15 protein-coding genes are annotated in these 15,628 nt (G+C 67.3%); 11 read left to right on the top strand and 4 right to left on the bottom strand.

The features are described 5' to 3' along the window. Positions 1 to 132: 132 nt before the first annotated feature. From thiL to GII31_RS14475, 3 genes are read left to right on the top strand one after another with little or no spacing between them, the layout of a single operon-like run. Positions 133 to 1,194 carry a thiamine-phosphate kinase gene (thiL, locus tag GII31_RS14485; protein WP_213244134.1) on the top strand — a complete coding sequence of 354 codons (1,062 nt, stop codon included), beginning with the start codon at positions 133 to 135 and terminating at the stop codon, positions 1,192 to 1,194. 8 nt (positions 1,195 to 1,202) lie between these two features. Further along, positions 1,203 to 1,724 (top strand): gamma carbonic anhydrase family protein, encoded by a 522-nt coding sequence (locus GII31_RS14480; protein WP_213244133.1) that lies wholly within the window; start codon positions 1,203 to 1,205, stop codon positions 1,722 to 1,724. After that, positions 1,721 to 2,401, top strand: a complete 681-nt coding sequence (locus tag GII31_RS14475) for a uracil-DNA glycosylase (protein WP_213244132.1) — start codon at positions 1,721 to 1,723, stop codon at positions 2,399 to 2,401. Before GII31_RS14480 ends, GII31_RS14475 begins: the two co-directional genes overlap by 4 nt. 3 nt (positions 2,402 to 2,404) lie before the next feature. Here the strand turns inward: GII31_RS14475 and GII31_RS14470 are convergent, their stop codons facing one another. Together GII31_RS14470 and rpmB are read right to left on the bottom strand one after the other, a co-directional pair. Then, a complete protein-coding gene (locus tag GII31_RS14470; protein ID WP_213244131.1) occupies positions 2,405 to 3,202 on the bottom strand; it encodes an enoyl-CoA hydratase/isomerase family protein in 798 nt (265 codons plus the stop codon). 164 nt (positions 3,203 to 3,366) lie between these two features. Beyond that, entirely contained in the window at positions 3,367 to 3,555 is a 189-nt protein-coding gene (gene rpmB / locus GII31_RS14465) for a 50S ribosomal protein L28 (RefSeq protein ID WP_161927841.1), read from the bottom strand. A gap of 229 nt (positions 3,556 to 3,784) precedes the next feature. On the opposite strand from rpmB, the gene GII31_RS14460 reads away from it, so the two are divergent. From GII31_RS14460 to recG, 3 genes are all read left to right on the top strand, one after another. Beyond that, positions 3,785 to 4,204: a DoxX family protein gene (locus GII31_RS14460; RefSeq protein ID WP_213244130.1), complete on the top strand. Its 420-nt coding sequence runs from the start codon at positions 3,785 to 3,787 to the stop codon at positions 4,202 to 4,204. A 197-nt stretch (positions 4,205 to 4,401) separates the two neighbouring features. Next, positions 4,402 to 6,066, top strand: coding sequence for a DAK2 domain-containing protein (locus GII31_RS14455; RefSeq protein ID WP_213244129.1), 1,665 nt, complete (start codon positions 4,402 to 4,404; stop codon positions 6,064 to 6,066). After that, positions 6,066 to 8,303: an ATP-dependent DNA helicase RecG gene (gene recG, locus GII31_RS14450; RefSeq protein ID WP_213244128.1), complete on the top strand. Its 2,238-nt coding sequence runs from the start codon at positions 6,066 to 6,068 to the stop codon at positions 8,301 to 8,303. The genes GII31_RS14455 and recG overlap by 1 nt, the downstream gene beginning before the upstream one ends. A gap of 2 nt (positions 8,304 to 8,305) precedes the next feature. On the opposite strand, the gene GII31_RS14445 is transcribed toward recG, so the two are convergent. Together GII31_RS14445 and GII31_RS14440 are read right to left on the bottom strand one after the other, a co-directional pair. After that, positions 8,306 to 8,914: a DUF3558 family protein gene (locus tag GII31_RS14445; RefSeq protein ID WP_213244127.1), complete on the bottom strand. Its 609-nt coding sequence runs from the start codon at positions 8,912 to 8,914 to the stop codon at positions 8,306 to 8,308. Positions 8,915 to 8,955: 41 nt separating this feature from the next. Next, entirely contained in the window at positions 8,956 to 9,309 is a 354-nt protein-coding gene (locus tag GII31_RS14440) for a hypothetical protein (RefSeq protein WP_213244126.1), read from the bottom strand. Positions 9,310 to 9,844: 535 nt separating this feature from the next. Here GII31_RS14440 and GII31_RS14435 point away from each other — a divergent pair. The 5 genes from GII31_RS14435 to GII31_RS14415 all read left to right on the top strand — a co-directional run bounded on the left by GII31_RS14435 (position 9,845) and on the right by GII31_RS14415 (position 15,615). Then, entirely contained in the window at positions 9,845 to 10,777 is a 933-nt protein-coding gene (locus GII31_RS14435) for a hypothetical protein (protein ID WP_260840003.1), read from the top strand. A 131-nt stretch (positions 10,778 to 10,908) separates the two neighbouring features. Next, complete coding sequence (locus tag GII31_RS14430) at positions 10,909 to 11,625, top strand: HNH endonuclease family protein (protein WP_213244124.1); 717 nt, start codon at positions 10,909 to 10,911, stop codon at positions 11,623 to 11,625. Positions 11,626 to 12,026: 401 nt separating this feature from the next. After that, a complete protein-coding gene (locus tag GII31_RS14425; protein ID WP_213244123.1) occupies positions 12,027 to 13,298 on the top strand; it encodes a glutamate-5-semialdehyde dehydrogenase in 1,272 nt (423 codons plus the stop codon). Continuing rightward, positions 13,295 to 14,188, top strand: coding sequence for an AAA family ATPase (locus GII31_RS14420; RefSeq protein WP_407649823.1), 894 nt, complete (start codon positions 13,295 to 13,297; stop codon positions 14,186 to 14,188). Before GII31_RS14425 ends, GII31_RS14420 begins: the two co-directional genes overlap by 4 nt. Then, the gene (locus tag GII31_RS14415) at positions 14,188 to 15,615 is read left to right on the top strand and encodes a vWA domain-containing protein (protein ID WP_213244121.1); all 1,428 of its coding nucleotides are present in this window, start codon (positions 14,188 to 14,190) and stop codon (positions 15,613 to 15,615) included. Before GII31_RS14420 ends, GII31_RS14415 begins: the two co-directional genes overlap by 1 nt. Positions 15,616 to 15,628: the final 13 nt, after the last annotated feature.

Here is a 15,628-nt window from a genome sequence, read left to right as displayed (position 1 = left end):
TGGCCACCGGCACCGGCAGCACCTGCCGCCACGGCGTGACGCCGGCGCGGGTGCGCCGACCCCTACACTGTCGCCATATTGTCGCCGACAACGCAGGTGCGCGCGACTCAAACGACCCGGCCAGGAGATCCAGTGGAACCGATTGCTCCCGGCCCGGCGCCGGCACCGCCGCCCGGGCGCACCGTAGGAGAGGTGGGCGAGCGCGGCGTGCTGACCGAACTGACGCGCGCCGCCGATCCGCCCGGTGGCACAGGTACGCCGGTGTCCGGCATCACCGTGGTGGGCACCGGCGACGATGCCGCGGTATTCCGGTCCCCGGGTCACACGGCGATCAGTACCGACACCCTCGTCGAGGGGCGCCACTTCCGGCTCGACCTGTCGTCGCCGTGGCAGATCGGTGCGCGGGCGGTCGTGCAGGCCACCGCCGATGTCGCCGCGATGGGGGCGCGCATCACGGGGGTCGTCGTGTCCATCGCGGTACCAGCCTCGACGGCCGTCGAGGCGGTGACCGGTATCAATCGTGGCATCGTCGACGCCGCCGCAGACCTCGGCGCGGTGTTGCTCGGCGGCGATCTCGTCGCGGCGGACCAGATCGTGATCACCGTGACCGCGCTCGGTGCCATGGACGGGTACCGGCCGGTACCGATCGGCGGTGCCCGGCCCGGTGATGTGCTGGCCGTCAGCGGCCCGCTCGGCGGATCGGCCGCCGGCCTGGCGATCCTGCTGTCCGGTCGTCGCGACCTGGGTGACGACTTCGCCGAGCTCGTCGCAGCGTTCCGGATTCCCGGCCCCGACCTCGGACAGGGTGTGATCGCCGCCGCGGCCGGAGCCCATGCGATGACCGACGTCTCCGACGGGCTCATCGAGGAACTGATCACCATGGCCGACAGGTCCGGGGTGCGGGTGGCCGTCGATACCGACGCGGTGCCGAGGCCCGCGGCACTCGGCGCGGCGGCCGCCGCGCTCGGTTCGGACGCGACGGACTGGGTGCTGGCCGGGGGTGAGGACCACCAGCTGCTGGCCGCGTTCGGGCGGGCCGACCAGGTGCCGTCCGGCTGGACCGTCATCGGTGATGTCCGGGCGCAGCCGCCGGGCGCGGCCGGGGTACTGATCGACGAGGTACTGATCGACGGGGTACTGATCGACGGGGCACCCGCCGGAGCGGTGCGTGGCTGGCAATCGTTCGATGGTTAGATCGTGGAATGGCGATCTACGCACTCGGCGACCGTGAACCGACCTTGGGGAAGGACTCCTACGTCCATCCCGACGCCACCGTGATCGGTGCGGTGACCCTCGGCGACGGGGTGTCGGTGTGGCCGGGGGCGGTGCTTCGCGGTGACTACGGTGCCATCACCATCGGTGCGCGCAGCAATATTCAGGACGGCACCGTCATCCACTGCACTATGGTCGACGCGACGGTGCTGGGGGAGGGCTGCGTCGTCGGCCACAACGCCCACATCGAGGGATCCACCATCGGCAACGACGTACTCATCGCCTCCGGCTCGATCGTGCTCAACGGTTCGGTGATCGGCGACGGGGCGATCGTCGGGGCGGGTGCGGTGATCCCGTTCGGGTTCACCGTCGGGCCGCGGCAGATGGCGCTCGGCGTGCCGGCCAAGATCCGCCAGGGCTATGAGGTGCCCGAGGGGCACCTGGACCTGAACGCGACGATGTATTACGAGAACGCCCAGTACTACCGGCGTGAACTGAGGAGACTCGATTGAGCCCGAAACCACTGTCCGAATTGGTCGATCCGGGGTGGGCGCGGGCGCTGGAGCCGGTCGAACCGATCGTCACCGAGATGGGACAGTTCCTCCGGGACGAGGTGACGGCCGGGCGCCGGTACCTGCCGGCCGGAGCGAATGTCTTGCGCGCCTTCACCTATCCGTTCGACGACGTGCGGGTGCTGATCGTCGGACAAGATCCCTATCCCACCCCCGGGCACGCGGTCGGACTGAGTTTCTCTGTGGCACCTGATGTTTCGCCGATCCCACGGTCGCTGGCGAATATCTACACCGAGTACTGCCAGGATCTGGGCTACCCGATGCCCGGCACCGGTGACCTCACCCCGTGGGCCGACAACGGTGTCCTGCTGCTCAACAGAGTCCTCACGGTGCGGCCGGGAGAGGCCGGATCGCACCGTAAGAAGGGCTGGGAGCAGGTCACCGAATGTGCCATCAAGGCCCTCGTCGCGCGCGAGGCCGAACCGCTGGTGGCGATCCTGTGGGGCCGTGACGCGCAAAGTCTGGAGGAGTGGCTGCCGGATGTGCCGGTGATCAAGTCGGCACATCCGTCGCCGCTGTCCGCCAGCCGCGGGTTCTTCGGTTCCCGGCCGTTCAGCCAGGCCAACGAGGCTCTGGAAGACCTCGGCGCCGAACCCGTCGACTGGCGACTGCCGTAGCGGTCACCCCCAGTTGGGCTTGCGCTTTCCGATGAACGCATCCACACCCTCGATGCCCTCGGGCCGCCCGGCGAGGGTCGAGATGGACCGGGCCTCGATGTTGAGGTGTTCGTCCAAGGAGTTGCCCGCCGACGTGCTGAGCAGTCTGCGCGCCGCCCGGATCGCGTTCACCGGTCCTGCGGCGATCTTTCGGGCGCGTTCGAGGGCCACCGCGTTCACCTGATCGTCGTCGACGATCTCGGAGAGGATGCCCCAGGACAGGGCCTCGTCGGCGGTGATGACGCGGTTGGTGAGGATGACATTGCGGGCGCGCGCGGCGCCGATGGCGCGGGGCAGCGCCCAGCTCATGCCGCCGTCGGGGGACAGGCCGATGCCGCCGTACGCGGGCTGGAGTTTGGTGGACGGGCCGCCGATGACGACGTCACCGTGCAGAACGAAGCTCATCCCGATGCCCGCTGCCCAGTTCTTGGCGGCGACGACGACGGGGATGTCGGCTTCGTAGATGGCGCGGACGAAGGCGTGCGCGTCGTCGGCGAGCCCACGCAGGTATGCCGAACGGTCGTCGGCGGAGGCGAACGCCCGCACATTGCCGCCGGCGCAGAAGTTGGCACCGCGACCGGAGAGCAGGAGGACTCTGGCATCGCGGTCGCCGCGGGCGACGGCCTGCAGAGCTGCCGCGCCGTCGAGGATGGTGTCGCGGGCCATCGCGGTGCCGGCTGCCGGGTCGGCGATGGGGACGATCAGGACGTGGCCGTCCTGGGAGACGACGTTGCCGGTCGAGGGATCTGTGGGTGCGGTCATGCCGAGAACATTATCGGGGCGGTTCGTGGTTCCGGTCACCGGGCGCGAGCGAGTGTTCGGTCGCTGAATGGATTGTCCGCACAAGCACACTGGGCTGTCCGTAAAACAAACATCGACGGCACGCCCACCAGGTGTGGGCGACCGCCGATGTCGGGTCGGTAGGGCTAGACGCTGGTCTTGCCGGCCTTCAAGCACGAGGTGCAGACGTTCTTGCGCTTGCGGTTGCCGGGGGCGACCTCCACGCGAACGGACTGGATGTTGGGATTCCACCGACGGTTGGTGCGACGGTGTGAGTGCGAGACGGACTTGCCGAAGCCCGGGCCCTTGCCGCAGATATCGCAGACGGCAGCCATGTTCGAACTCCCTTGGGTAGATGGATGGTCGGTGGTTCTACCTCGGGCGTACCGGCGGCCGGATGGCCGCGGACGTCACAAGGCAACCCTGCAAGAGTAGCCGGACCGGGCGGCCCGAACAAAATCGGGCGGCTGGCGACAGCTGACCGGAGACGCTACCCTTGTTCAAAGCGGACTGCGGTCCGTTTTTCTGGTCGGGACCACCACGACGAAATTGGGAGAACACACAGTGCTCGGAATCAACAGCGGCGCCCACCTGGTGGCGCGTGTCATCCTCGGCTACATCTTCGTGATGCACGGCTGGCAGAAACTGTCCACCAACGGCATCGACGCCACCAAGGCCGGATTCGACGCCATGGGTGTGCCGGCCCCCGGACCGGCCGCGTACTTCGCAACCTGGGTGGAACTGATCGGCGGCATCCTGCTGATCGTGGGACTGGCCCTCCCGCTCGCGGCGGTCCTCCTGATCGCGGACATGATCGGCGCCATCTTCTACGCCCATCTCGACGCCGGCCTCTGGTCGATGGACGGCGGCTACGAGTTCCCGCTCGCCCTCATCGCCGGCCTCTTGGCGGTCGGCTTCGTCAAGGCGGGCCCGATCGCCGTCGACCACTACGTCCTGCCCCGTATGCGCGGCCAGGCAAGCTGACCGGCACCCCTCACCGGGACGGACACTCGCCGACAGCCCGCGCGGGCAGCCGGGGGACCGGGTTCCGGTGTCCCGCCCGAACGCCCGGGGCGGGCTCGCGTGCGGACGACTCACCGCCGGTGTCCGGGTAGTCTCAGACCACCCGGCGATCCGATTGTGACCGGCGACAGACGCGCGGCAGAGCGAGAGGTGTGTGGATGACGGCCCCGGACGGACCCCTTCCCGCGTCGGTGAATCCGCAGGTGGTGCGTGACTGGGCCGACGCATGCGTCGCGGGGCTCGACGAACTGCGCGGCGAGATCAACGACCTCAACGTCTTTCCGATCCCCGACTCCGACACCGGCAGCAACATGCTGTTCACGATGCGGGGGGCGGCCGAGGCGGCGCGGGCCACCCCCGCCCGCGCCGATCTGGCGACGGTGACCCGCGCGCTGGCCGACGGCGCGGTGTCGTCGGCGCGTGGCAACTCCGGCATCATCCTGTCACAGGTACTGGTCGGTCTGGCCGATGCCGCCGACGTGCTGATGCAGGACCCTGATGCGACGTTCAACATGCTGTACTCGTCCGGTCTGCGGCTCGCGGCCCGCGGCGCCGTCCGGGCGGTGAGCGATCCACGCGAGGGTACTGTGCTCACAGTTGTCGCGGTCGCCGCCCGGACCGCCGCCGAGCACGTCGGCGACAGCCCGGCCGACCTGGCCCGTGCGGTTGCCGACGACACCGCCGAAGCCCTCGAACGCACCCCCGAGCAGTTGCCCGAGCTCGCGTCCGCGGGCGTGGTGGACGCGGGCGCCCGGGGCTTCCTCGTCCTGGCTGACGCCCTTGTCGGGGTGCTGACCGGGGTGACGCAGCGACGGCGGCGCTATCGCGGAATCCTCACCGGTGGCGGTCAACCCGGACATTCGGCCGACGAGGCGTGCACGTCGTCGGACATGGACTACGAGGTGATGTTCCTGCTGGAGGGCAGCGCCGCCGAGCATGTGGCCACCCTGCGTGCCCGGCTCGACGAGATCGGCGACGCGGTGGTTATCGTCGGTGACAGTTCGGGCGATGCGGGCGAACGGTTCTCGGTGCATGTGCACACCGATCAGCCGGGTGCGGCGGTGGAGGCGGGTATCGCACGGGGCACGCTCTCCGACATCCGGATCTCATGTTTCGCCCTCGACGAGATCAAGAAGCAGACCGTCAACGACGGACCGCCGCCCCGGCACCGGCGCGCGGTGGTCGCGGTCGTGCGCGGCGAGGGTGCGGCCGCCTTGTTCGCGGAGGCGGGCGCCGCGGTGGTGCGTGCCGACGACGGATTGACCCCCGAGCACCTGGCCGAGGCGATCCGCGACACCGACAGCGCCCACGTGGTGGTGATGGGCAACGGCGCGATGTCGTCGGCGGATCTGGTGGCGGTGACCTCGGACGTGCGCACCCCGCAGCGTGCGGTGGTGTCGTTGCCGACCCTGTCGATGACGCAATGCCTTGCCGCGCTTGCCGTCCACGATCCCGCCGAAACACCCGACGCCGATGCCTACGCGATGGCCGAGGCCGCGGCGGGCGCGCGATGGGGTTCGCTCACCGTTGCCGAGACGAAGATGATGACGCTCGCCGGAACGTGCGATGTGGGTGACATCCTGGGTCTGATCGGAAGCGACGTCCTGGTGGTGGCCGAGCAACAACCCGAGGCCGCGACCGCCCTGATCGACCTCATGCTGGCCACCGGCGGCGAGATGGTGACGGTGCTGGCAGGTGCGCAGATCGGCGATGACACCGTCACGGTCATCGACCAGCACCTGCGGCGGTCGTACCCTGGTGTGGAACTGCTCGTATATCAGACCGGGCAGCGGAACGATCTGATTCAGGTGGGAGTCGAATAGTGCTGTCGTTGCAGGACTCGCCGGATGTCCTTCTCGACAAGAAGACGACCGAAGGCCTTGCCTCGCTCAACATCACCACTATCGGTGAGTTGCTGCGACACCCGCCACGACGCTATGTGCGGCAAGGGCACCTCGACCAGCGTGAGCGGCTCGAGGCCGGCGAGTGGACCACCGTGGTCGGCACCATCGCCTCGTCCCAACTGATCTCGATGAAGCGCAAGCACGGCCAGTTCCTCAAAGTGGTTGTCGACGACGGTCATCAGCGGATCGAGGCGACCTTTTTCAACCCCCGCGCCATCCGCCGCGCCCTGCAACCGGGTGCGCGGGTCATGATGGCGGGCAAGGTGAAATACTTCCGCGAACAGGTGCAGCTCTCGCATCCGCAGTGGGCGGTGATCCCCGACGGCGACGCCGACACCGGCAAGGTCATCGGTTCGGCGATGGCCACCGAGATGTACACGGCCGACAACGAATTGTCGGAACAAGACCAGGAGGCGCCCGCGTTCGACCGGCCCATCATCCCGATGTACCCGGCCTCCAGCGACATCCAGACGTGGACGATCTGGAACGCGGTGCGCCGTGTACTCGTCCGGCTGCCTCCGCAACCGGATGCACTCGATGAGCGGTCGCGGCTGTCGCGGGGCCTGATCACCGCCGACGAGGCGCTGCGCAAGATCCATCTGCCCGACACCGAGGACGATATCGTCGCCGCGCGCGAGCGCCTGAAGTTCGACGAGGCCCTGGCCATCCAGACCGTGCTGGCGCGGCGGCGGATCGGCGGTCACCGCGAACGCGCGGCATCCTGCCCGCCCGTCGCCGACGGGCTGGAAGCGAAACTACTGCGACGACTTCCGTTCGAACTCACCGCGGGGCAGCAGGAAGTGGTGGCCGAGATCGGCGAGGACCTGGCCGGTGAGAGCCCGATGAGCCGGTTGCTGCAGGGTGAGGTGGGCTCGGGTAAGACGCTGGTGTCGTTGCTCACGATGCTGCGCGTCGTCGACAACGGCCACCAGTGCGTGTTGATGGCCCCGACCGAGGTTCTCGCCGCACAGCACTACCGGACCATTCGCTCGATGCTCGGCGACCTGGCGGAGGCGGGGGAGCTGACCGCGGCCGAGGGTGCCACCAAGATCGCGCTGCTCACCGGATCGATGAGAACCAAGGGCAAGCGGCAGACACTCCTGGACGTGGTCACCGGTGAAGCCGGCATCATCATCGGTACCCACGCACTCCTCGAGGAGAACGTGACCTTCTTCGATCTGGGCATGGTGGTGGTCGACGAACAGCACCGGTTCGGCGTCGAACAACGCGACATTCTCCGGGGGCGGGGCAAAGACGGTGCGCAACCACATTTTCTGGTGATGACGGCAACACCGATCCCGCGGACCGTCGCCATGACCGCGTTCGGCGATCTCGACACCTCGACATTGCGGGAGCTTCCGCGCGGCCGGCAACCGATCAGCACCACGGTTGTCCCGATGGGTAACGGCAAATGGGTTGATCGGGTGTGGGCGCGTGCGGCCGAGGAGATCGGTTCCGGTCGGCAGGTGTACGTGGTCTGCTCGCGTATCGGCGACGACGGTCCCGAGGACGAACTGCGCAAGGCCGACGACGACCCGGCGCTGCGTACCACTTCGGTGTCGGAGATGTTCGAAGAACTGTCGAACGGGCCACTGGGCGGGCACAGCATCGAGATGCTCCACGGACGGATGCCCGCCGACGAGAAGAATCTCGTGATGGACCGTTTCGGTGCCGGTGACGTCGATATCGTCGTCTCCACCACGGTCATCGAGGTCGGTGTCGATGTCCCCAACGCCACCATGATGGTGATCGTCGACGCCGACAGGTTCGGGGTGTCCCAGTTGCATCAGCTGAGGGGACGCGTCGGCCGCGGCGGGCACGCCGGACTGTGCCTGTTGATGACCAAGGCCAACCCGGTGTCGCAGTCGATGGAACGTCTCACCGCGGTCGCCGGGTCTGGTGACGGATTCGAACTCGCTCGGATCGACCTACAGCAACGCCGCGAAGGCGACGTGCTCGGTTCGCTACAGTCCGGCGGTAAGTCGTCGCTGCATTTCCTGTCGCTGCTCGATGACGCCGACGTGATCGCCGACGCCCGCGAACTCGCCGAAGAGATCGTCTCGGCCGACCTCTCCCTCGCCGACCATCGCCCGCTCGCCGAGCTCGTCGACGGCATACTCGCCCCACAGAAGGTTGCCTACCTCGACAAGTCATGACGTCAAGGTGCCGGCGGCGGCATCTTCGGGAGTGTCAACTTCGTGAACTCGATTGCCAGGTTGCACAGTTCGGACTCGGGAGGTGGATTCCAGAGTCGGGTGACGATTGTCGAAACTGACGCGTGCTCGACCTCGACAGTGGTTATGCAGCGGGACGAATCCCAATAGTCGACCAACACCAGGCGTCCGTCGATCGTAATGTCGTATGACTTCTCGTACCACGACCGGTCTTTCTTTTCTTCTTCAAATGTCGGTTTGTCGCCCGTGAAATGACTGACCCCTCCCATCCAGCGCCCACGGTATGACCAGATACAGCCACGGGCAGTTTGGTGGTTGGCCAAAGCGACGTCTTTGACGGTCGTGGGGTCGACACCCAGAGCGGACAACTCGGTGTCGGTGAGGGATGTGCACGGTTCGTACGTTGTTCCGTCGTTGTTGGCCGACCACCGATCTGGGAACTTTGTCGTAAACGGCAGTTCCTTGCCGTGGTCGTCGGTTTGGCGAATAGACGTCGGCGTACTGGTGGTGTCGGTGCTGTCCGCAGATGGTGATGGTACACCGGCGATCGCGCAGGATACCGTCGCGAAAGCGGCTCCCAGCGACCAGAGCATACGCCAACGCGGCCGGCTAGACATGTTGTGATACAAGATGACTAGCTATAAGATTGGATCTTATCCGCAGCCTCGCTGTCGGCCGCCGAGATTGTGCGCGCAGCCGCGTAACACGATTTGGCCAGGTTGTGGGCGGAAGCTGCTTGATCTCGAAGGTCTAGCACCCACGTGTCTACGATTCCGCGGAACAGCTCGTGGGTGGCGCGTCCTTCCACGCAGTCGCCCCAGTGGTTTTTTCGGAAAATCGGATCGACCTGCTCGATGAGGGCGTGCAGGTCGTTTGCGGCGGTTTCGGCTGCTCTGCCTCGCGCCTTCCACCATCCCTCACTGGACTCCAGCAGGTCGCCGGTGTCGAAGTTGTACTGCTGCCCCCGTGATTCATTGTCGCCTGCCATGGCATCCCCGTGTTGTGGTATCGAACATTCTTTGTCAAGTGAAACCTGTTGATGGATCACTTAACTCGTCACAGTGAACACGGTAGAGTCGTCGCTGTCCAGAGCGTGACAGGTGCCGTGAACAGATTCGGGGGTGGCTGTGGTGGGGAGTCCGTGGGCTTTGATGAGTATTGGCGAGGTGCTCGTCGTCGTACGATCGATGAATGGAGGCGACGTCACCGGTGACACTGATGCGTTGAGCCTCGCGATCTCGGAGGCGCATCGCATCGGCTTCGAACTGAGTGGGAGTTTCAGCGATGCCGGTGCGAAAGGCGTTGGTGTGGAGGCATGCCGGGATGCGGGCGACATCCTCGGATGGAACCTGCGGGTCCGAACCGAGCGGCCTGCCGTAGGCCGGGATTCGGCGAGCACGGCGCGGGGTATCGTAGGTGCGACGGTCGGGCGTGAACCAGATTTGGTAAGTCTGCAAGGGTATGCCACCTCCAGTCTTGGACGGTTACAGACCGCGACCATTCGGTCCTACCTTGAGCAGACGATGAATTCCACGTACACGTATCCGATCACGGGTATCAATGTGTCGACCGAACGCGAATTGCGGGACGCCGACAAGCGTATGGCCACCCTCTCGTCGTTCGCCACCACACATGCGTCCGGAGCCATCACCGCAAGCGTCCATCCATCGGCGTCCGTACCGTCGACGACCACCGCGCCGAACAGAATATCTCCTGTGACACATACTGATTCGAGCGATGACACGACGACCTCCGGAAACTCCCCGGCGGCGACGGCGCGGCAGACCATCACCGGACAACCACACACCCGGACAACGCCGAATACCACCACGACCACCGACACGTCGCCGAACACGGCCCGCGACACGACGAATACCACTACACGTCAACAGGATACGAACAACGTCGACGACCGGAAGGTCGCCGCGGCCAGGGACACCACATCGCCGACGGCCTCCCCGAACAATGCGGCTCCCAACACCCCAGGTCCCAACACCGGCGGCCCGCACGGCACCGGGCCGGGCGATCGGAGCCTGAACCTGTCGGCACCGCTGTCGTTGCCGGGACTGAACACGCCCACCGGCACACCGGGATCGCCGACGTCCACGCCACGGACGATCAACGGTCCGGTCACCCCTGGAGGCCCGCGTACGACGATATCGCCGCGAGGTGCCGGTCCCGTCTCCACCACGACGGGGACCCCGCCGACATCGACGGTGCCCGGAACGACCCGGCCGACGGCCGGTGGCACCGTGCCACCGGGAGCCCGCTCGGCCGGATCACGAGAGGGTGACGGCCGGCATACGGTGGCCGGCTACCTGCGCACCCAGGGAAACGGTGCGGAAGCGGTGGGGTCGCTGCCGCTGGTATCCCCGCCGGTTCTCGGTGACTGGTCGGCAGGTCCGGAAACCGCTGAACGGGACGACGATTCCGGCACCGACGATCGCGACCGCTGACCGAGAGACGGGGAACGAGGGATTCGACGGTGCCCGGTGGACGGTCCCGCCATTGCCGGACATGCCGCTGCACAGCGTATTCCACTGTTCGGCGATGGCAACTGGTGGTGCACCGGTATCGCCGGTGGCTGATGCGCACCGTGTCCTCGTCACGGTGGCCGGTCACTCGTTGGCTCGCCGTGTGGGCAGCGGCGGTGACCGCGGTGATCGTCGCGATCGGTGCGGTACTGGCCGACACCGGAGCGGGCGCCGATCCGGCGCTGCGCCGGGCGGCGGACCGGGCGGCCGCGACCCTGGCGCGCATCCCGACAGTCGAGTACCGTGCCGGAGCCGACGGCAGTTACGACCGCGCGCGGTTCGGCAGCGCCTGGACGGATGCGGTATCGGTGACCGGCGGCGGCAACGGTTGCGACACCCGCAACGACGTCCTCACCCGCGACCTGTCCGACATCACCACCGGTGTCACCTCCTCGTGTCCGAAAGCGGTGCTGTCGGGGGAGTTCCGCAGCCCCTACACCGGCGAGTTCATCGTGTTCTCGCGGGAACGGGCGCCGTCGGCGGTGCAGATCGACCACATCGTGCCGCTTGCTTTCGCATGGGCGATGGGTGCGCGCGGCTGGCCGGCGGCGCGACGGTACGCGTTCGCCAACGACCCGGCGAATCTCGTTGCCGTCGATGCCCGCTCCAACCAGGACAAGAGCGATGCCGAACCGGCACGGTGGATGCCGCCGCTCACCGGGTTCCGATGTCAGTACTCGATACAGTTCGTCGCCGTCGTCGATGCCTACGGCCTGGCACTCGACCTGCCGTCCCGAAAGGTGCTCGCGCAGGTATTGCGTGGCTGTTGATCAGATAGTGGACGGCCGGGTGGACCTGCGCCGAGCGGGGTTCGCAGTCGACGACCTTGACGCGCTTCCGGTGCGGACCAGTCCGCACCGGCCGCCTGGTGCCAGGGTGTGGGCGCTTCGCGAGAATGTCACCCCGTACGACGCGCTCTACGTGGCCCTTGCCGGGGCACTTGAGTGCGTGCTCGTGACCACGGATGCACAGCTCGGTCGGGCCCCGGGAATCGGCTGCCGGTGTGAGGTGCTCGTCTCCGAGAGATAGGCACATGCGTGTGCCTGTCTCCCACTGCACGGACTCCCTTGGCCGGTGGGGATCTGCACCGACTATAGGGGGACGTGCCAGGAAGACACCCGGGCTCGGATACGCTGGTGACCGACCGATTGCCGACGTCAAGCGAGGATTCATGAGCGCACCCACCGCAGAATCGGTCGGGACCGACATCGAGAGCGTGGTGTTGTCGCAGGCAAGCGCCGCCAAAGCCGCCTCGCGCAGCCTGACCGGGCTCACCACCGCCACCAAGAACGAGGTGCTGCTCGCCGCCGCCGATGCCATCGAGGCCAACGCCGATTCGATCCTGGCGGCCAACACCTCCGACGTCGGCCGCGCAGAGGCCGCCGGCACCGAGGCCGGTCTGATCGACCGGCTGCGACTGACCGCCGACCGGGTCAGCGGTATCGCCGATGGCCTGCGTCAGGTCGCCGCCCTCGCCGACCCGATCGGCGAGGTGATCTCCGGCAAGACCCTGCCCAACGGTCTGGAACTTCGGCAGGTGAGGGTACCGCTCGGTGTGGTGGGCATCGTGTACGAGGCCCGCCCCAACGTCACCGTCGACGCCTTCGGCATCGCCTTCAAATCCGGCAACGCGGTGCTGTTGCGCGGGTCGTCCTCGGCGGCCGGCTCCAACGCCGAACTGGTCCGAATCCTGCGCGAGGTACTCCTGGCACAGGGTGTGAACGCGGACGCGGTGGCCTTGCTGCCCAGCGAGGACCGGGCCAGCGTCACCGCGTTGATCCGCGCCCGTGGCCTCGTCGACGTCGTCATCCCGCGCGGAGGCGCCGGACTGATCAACGCCGTCGTGTCCAACGCGACCGTGCCGACCATCGAAACCGGCACGGGCAACTGCCACGTGTACGTGCACGCCCTCGCCGACATCGATGTGGCCACCCGCGTGGTCCTCAACGCCAAGACCCGCAGGCCGAGCGTGTGCAACACCGCCGAAACCGTCCTCATCGACAAGGCGGTCGCCGCCGACGCGTTGCCGCAGATCTCGCAGGCCCTGCAGGTGCAGGGGGTCACCATCCACGGCGACGAACCCGGCATGGTCCCGGCCACCGACACCGACTGGTCCGACGAATACCTGTCGCTCGACATCGCGATGAAGGTGGTCGACGACCTCGACGCCGCCGTCGCACATATCGACACCTACGGCACCGGCCACACCGAGGCCATCATCACCACCGACCTCGCCGCGGCCCGTGAATTCACCACCCGCGTCGACGCGGCCGCGGTGATGGTCAATGCGTCCACCGCCTTCACCGACGGCGAACAGTTCGGTTTCGGTGCCGAGATCGGTATCTCGACGCAGAAGCTGCACGCCCGCGGACCGATGGGGCTGCCCGAACTGACCTCCACCAAATGGGTGGTGTGGGGCGACGGCCACGTGCGGCCCGCATGAGCGCGATCGTTCCGTCGTTCCACGGCGTGCCCGACGTTGTCACGCGACTGCGCCAGACCGGCTACCTCGCCGACGATGCCACCGCCACCAGTGCCTTCCTCGCCGACCGGCTCGGTAAACCGCTGCTGGTGGAAGGTCCCGCCGGTGTCGGCAAGACGGAGTTGGCGCGAGCGCTGGCCACAGCCACCGGTGCCGAACTCATCCGTCTGCAGTGCTACGAGGGCATCGACGAGGCCCGCGCCCTGTACGAGTGGAACCACGCCAAGCAGATCCTCGCGATCCAGGCGACCGGCACCCGTTCGTGGGACGAGGCCAAGAGCGACATCTTCTCCGACGAGTTCCTGCTGCCGAGACCGCTGCTGCGCGCCATCTCCCGCGACGAACCCACGGTCCTGCTGATCGACGAAGTGGACAAGGCCGACGTCGACATGGAAGGTCTGCTGTTGGAGGTGCTCAGCGATTTCGCCGTCACCATCCCCGAGATGGGTACGGTCGCCGCGACCCGACGCCCGATCGTGCTGCTCACCTCCAACGCCACCCGCGAACTGTCGGAGGCGCTCAAGCGGCGCTGCCTGTACCTGTACATCGATTTCCCCGACAGCCACCGCGAACGGGAGATCCTGGCCTCGCGGGTGCCCGAGCTCGGTGGCGCGCTGTCGGCGGAGATCGTGCGGATCATCGGGGTGCTGCGCACCCTGGACATCCGCAAGAAGCCGTCGGTGGCCGAAACCATCGACTGGGCCAACACGTTGCTCGCGCTCGGTGCCGGCGACGACGTGTCCGGGCGTCGCGCCACGCTCGACGACGGGTTGATCGCCCGCACCCTCGGCGTGGTGCTCAAGCATCGCCCCGATCTGAAGACGGCGATCAAAGAACTCAAACTCGGTTGATGACCGACACCGCGCGGACCACGCTCGACGACGTACCCCTGGTGGGGCAGCTCACCGGGTTCGTCGATGCTCTGCGCGGGCGGGGTATGCCGGTCAACCCGTCGGCGCTCATCGACGCCGCCCGCGCGATGGCGGTCCTCGATCTGCTCGACCGCACCAGCCTGCGAGAAGGTCTGGCGGCGACCCTGCTGACCGATCAGACCCATCGGCTGGTCTTCGACAAGCTCTTCGACCTGTGGTTTCCGCCCGCACCGGGGGTACGCACCACCACATTCGAGTTGCCCCGCGACACCGACGGTGAGATCGACGTGGAGGCGACCCGCTCGATGATCGCCGACCTGCTCGCCGACGACGAGGCCGAGCGCGACGGGCGGCTCGCGGAGCTGGTGGCACAGATCGTCGACCAGCTCGGCCGGTACGAGTCGACGCGTGGGGAGGCGTTCTCCACCTATCAGGCGATGTCGGTGGTCAGCCCGCAAACCCTCATCGCCAAGATCGCCGCCGCGTTGGACGCCGGCAACGACGAGAGCGCGGGCCGCGCCGGCACCGCCGAACGGTACCGGGCGGCGGCCCGCGCCCGCGCCGGTGGGCTGCGTGCGGCGATCGAATCGGAAACCCAGCGGCGGATGGCGATGCGCAACGGCCGCGACGCCGTCGCCGACTATGCGGTGCCCAAGCTGCCGGAGAACATCAACTTCCTGTCGGCCGGGGCGCGTGAGCAGGCGCAGATCCGGCGCACCATCGAGCCACTGGCCCGGCTGCTGGCGGCGAAACTGGAGATCCGCCGGCGCCGTTCGCATCGTGGGCAGGTCGATGTGCGCAAGACGCTGCGGGCGTCGATGTCCACCGGTGGGGTGCCCATCGACCTCATCCATCGCGCACCGCGGCCGCACCGGCCGGAACTGGTGATCATCTGCGATGTGTCGGGGTCTGTCGCCGGTTTCTCCCAGTTCACACTGCGGTTGGTTTACGCTCTGCGGCAACAGTTCTCGAAAGTGCGGGTATTCGCTTTCGTGGACACCGTCGATGAGGTGACCGAATACTTCGACCGGCACACCGACGACGGAGACTTCGGCGCCGCGATGCACCAGATGATCTCCACCGCGCGCATCGCCACCCTCGACGGGCATTCGGACTACGGCAACATGCTGCGCGGATTCGCCGACGAGTACGCCGAGTCGCTCACCCATCGGGGTGCGCTGCTGATCCTCGGTGACGCCCGCAACAACTACCACGACGCCCGCCTCGACGCGCTCACCGAACTCGTCGACCGGGCCCGCAACTCGTACTGGCTCAACCCGGAGGCCGAATCGGTGTGGGGAACCGGCGACTCCGCCGCGACCCGGTACGCGCAGGTGATCCAGATGTACGAATGCCGCAATGTCACCCAGCTCGGCGAAGTCATCGCCGACCTGCTGCCGGTGTAGGGTGCGACGGCCC

Source organism: Gordonia pseudamarae, assembly GCF_025273675.1.
Taxonomy (GTDB): domain Bacteria; phylum Actinomycetota; class Actinomycetes; order Mycobacteriales; family Mycobacteriaceae; genus Gordonia; species Gordonia pseudamarae.
This window is presented reverse-complemented; position numbering and strand designations above follow the sequence as displayed.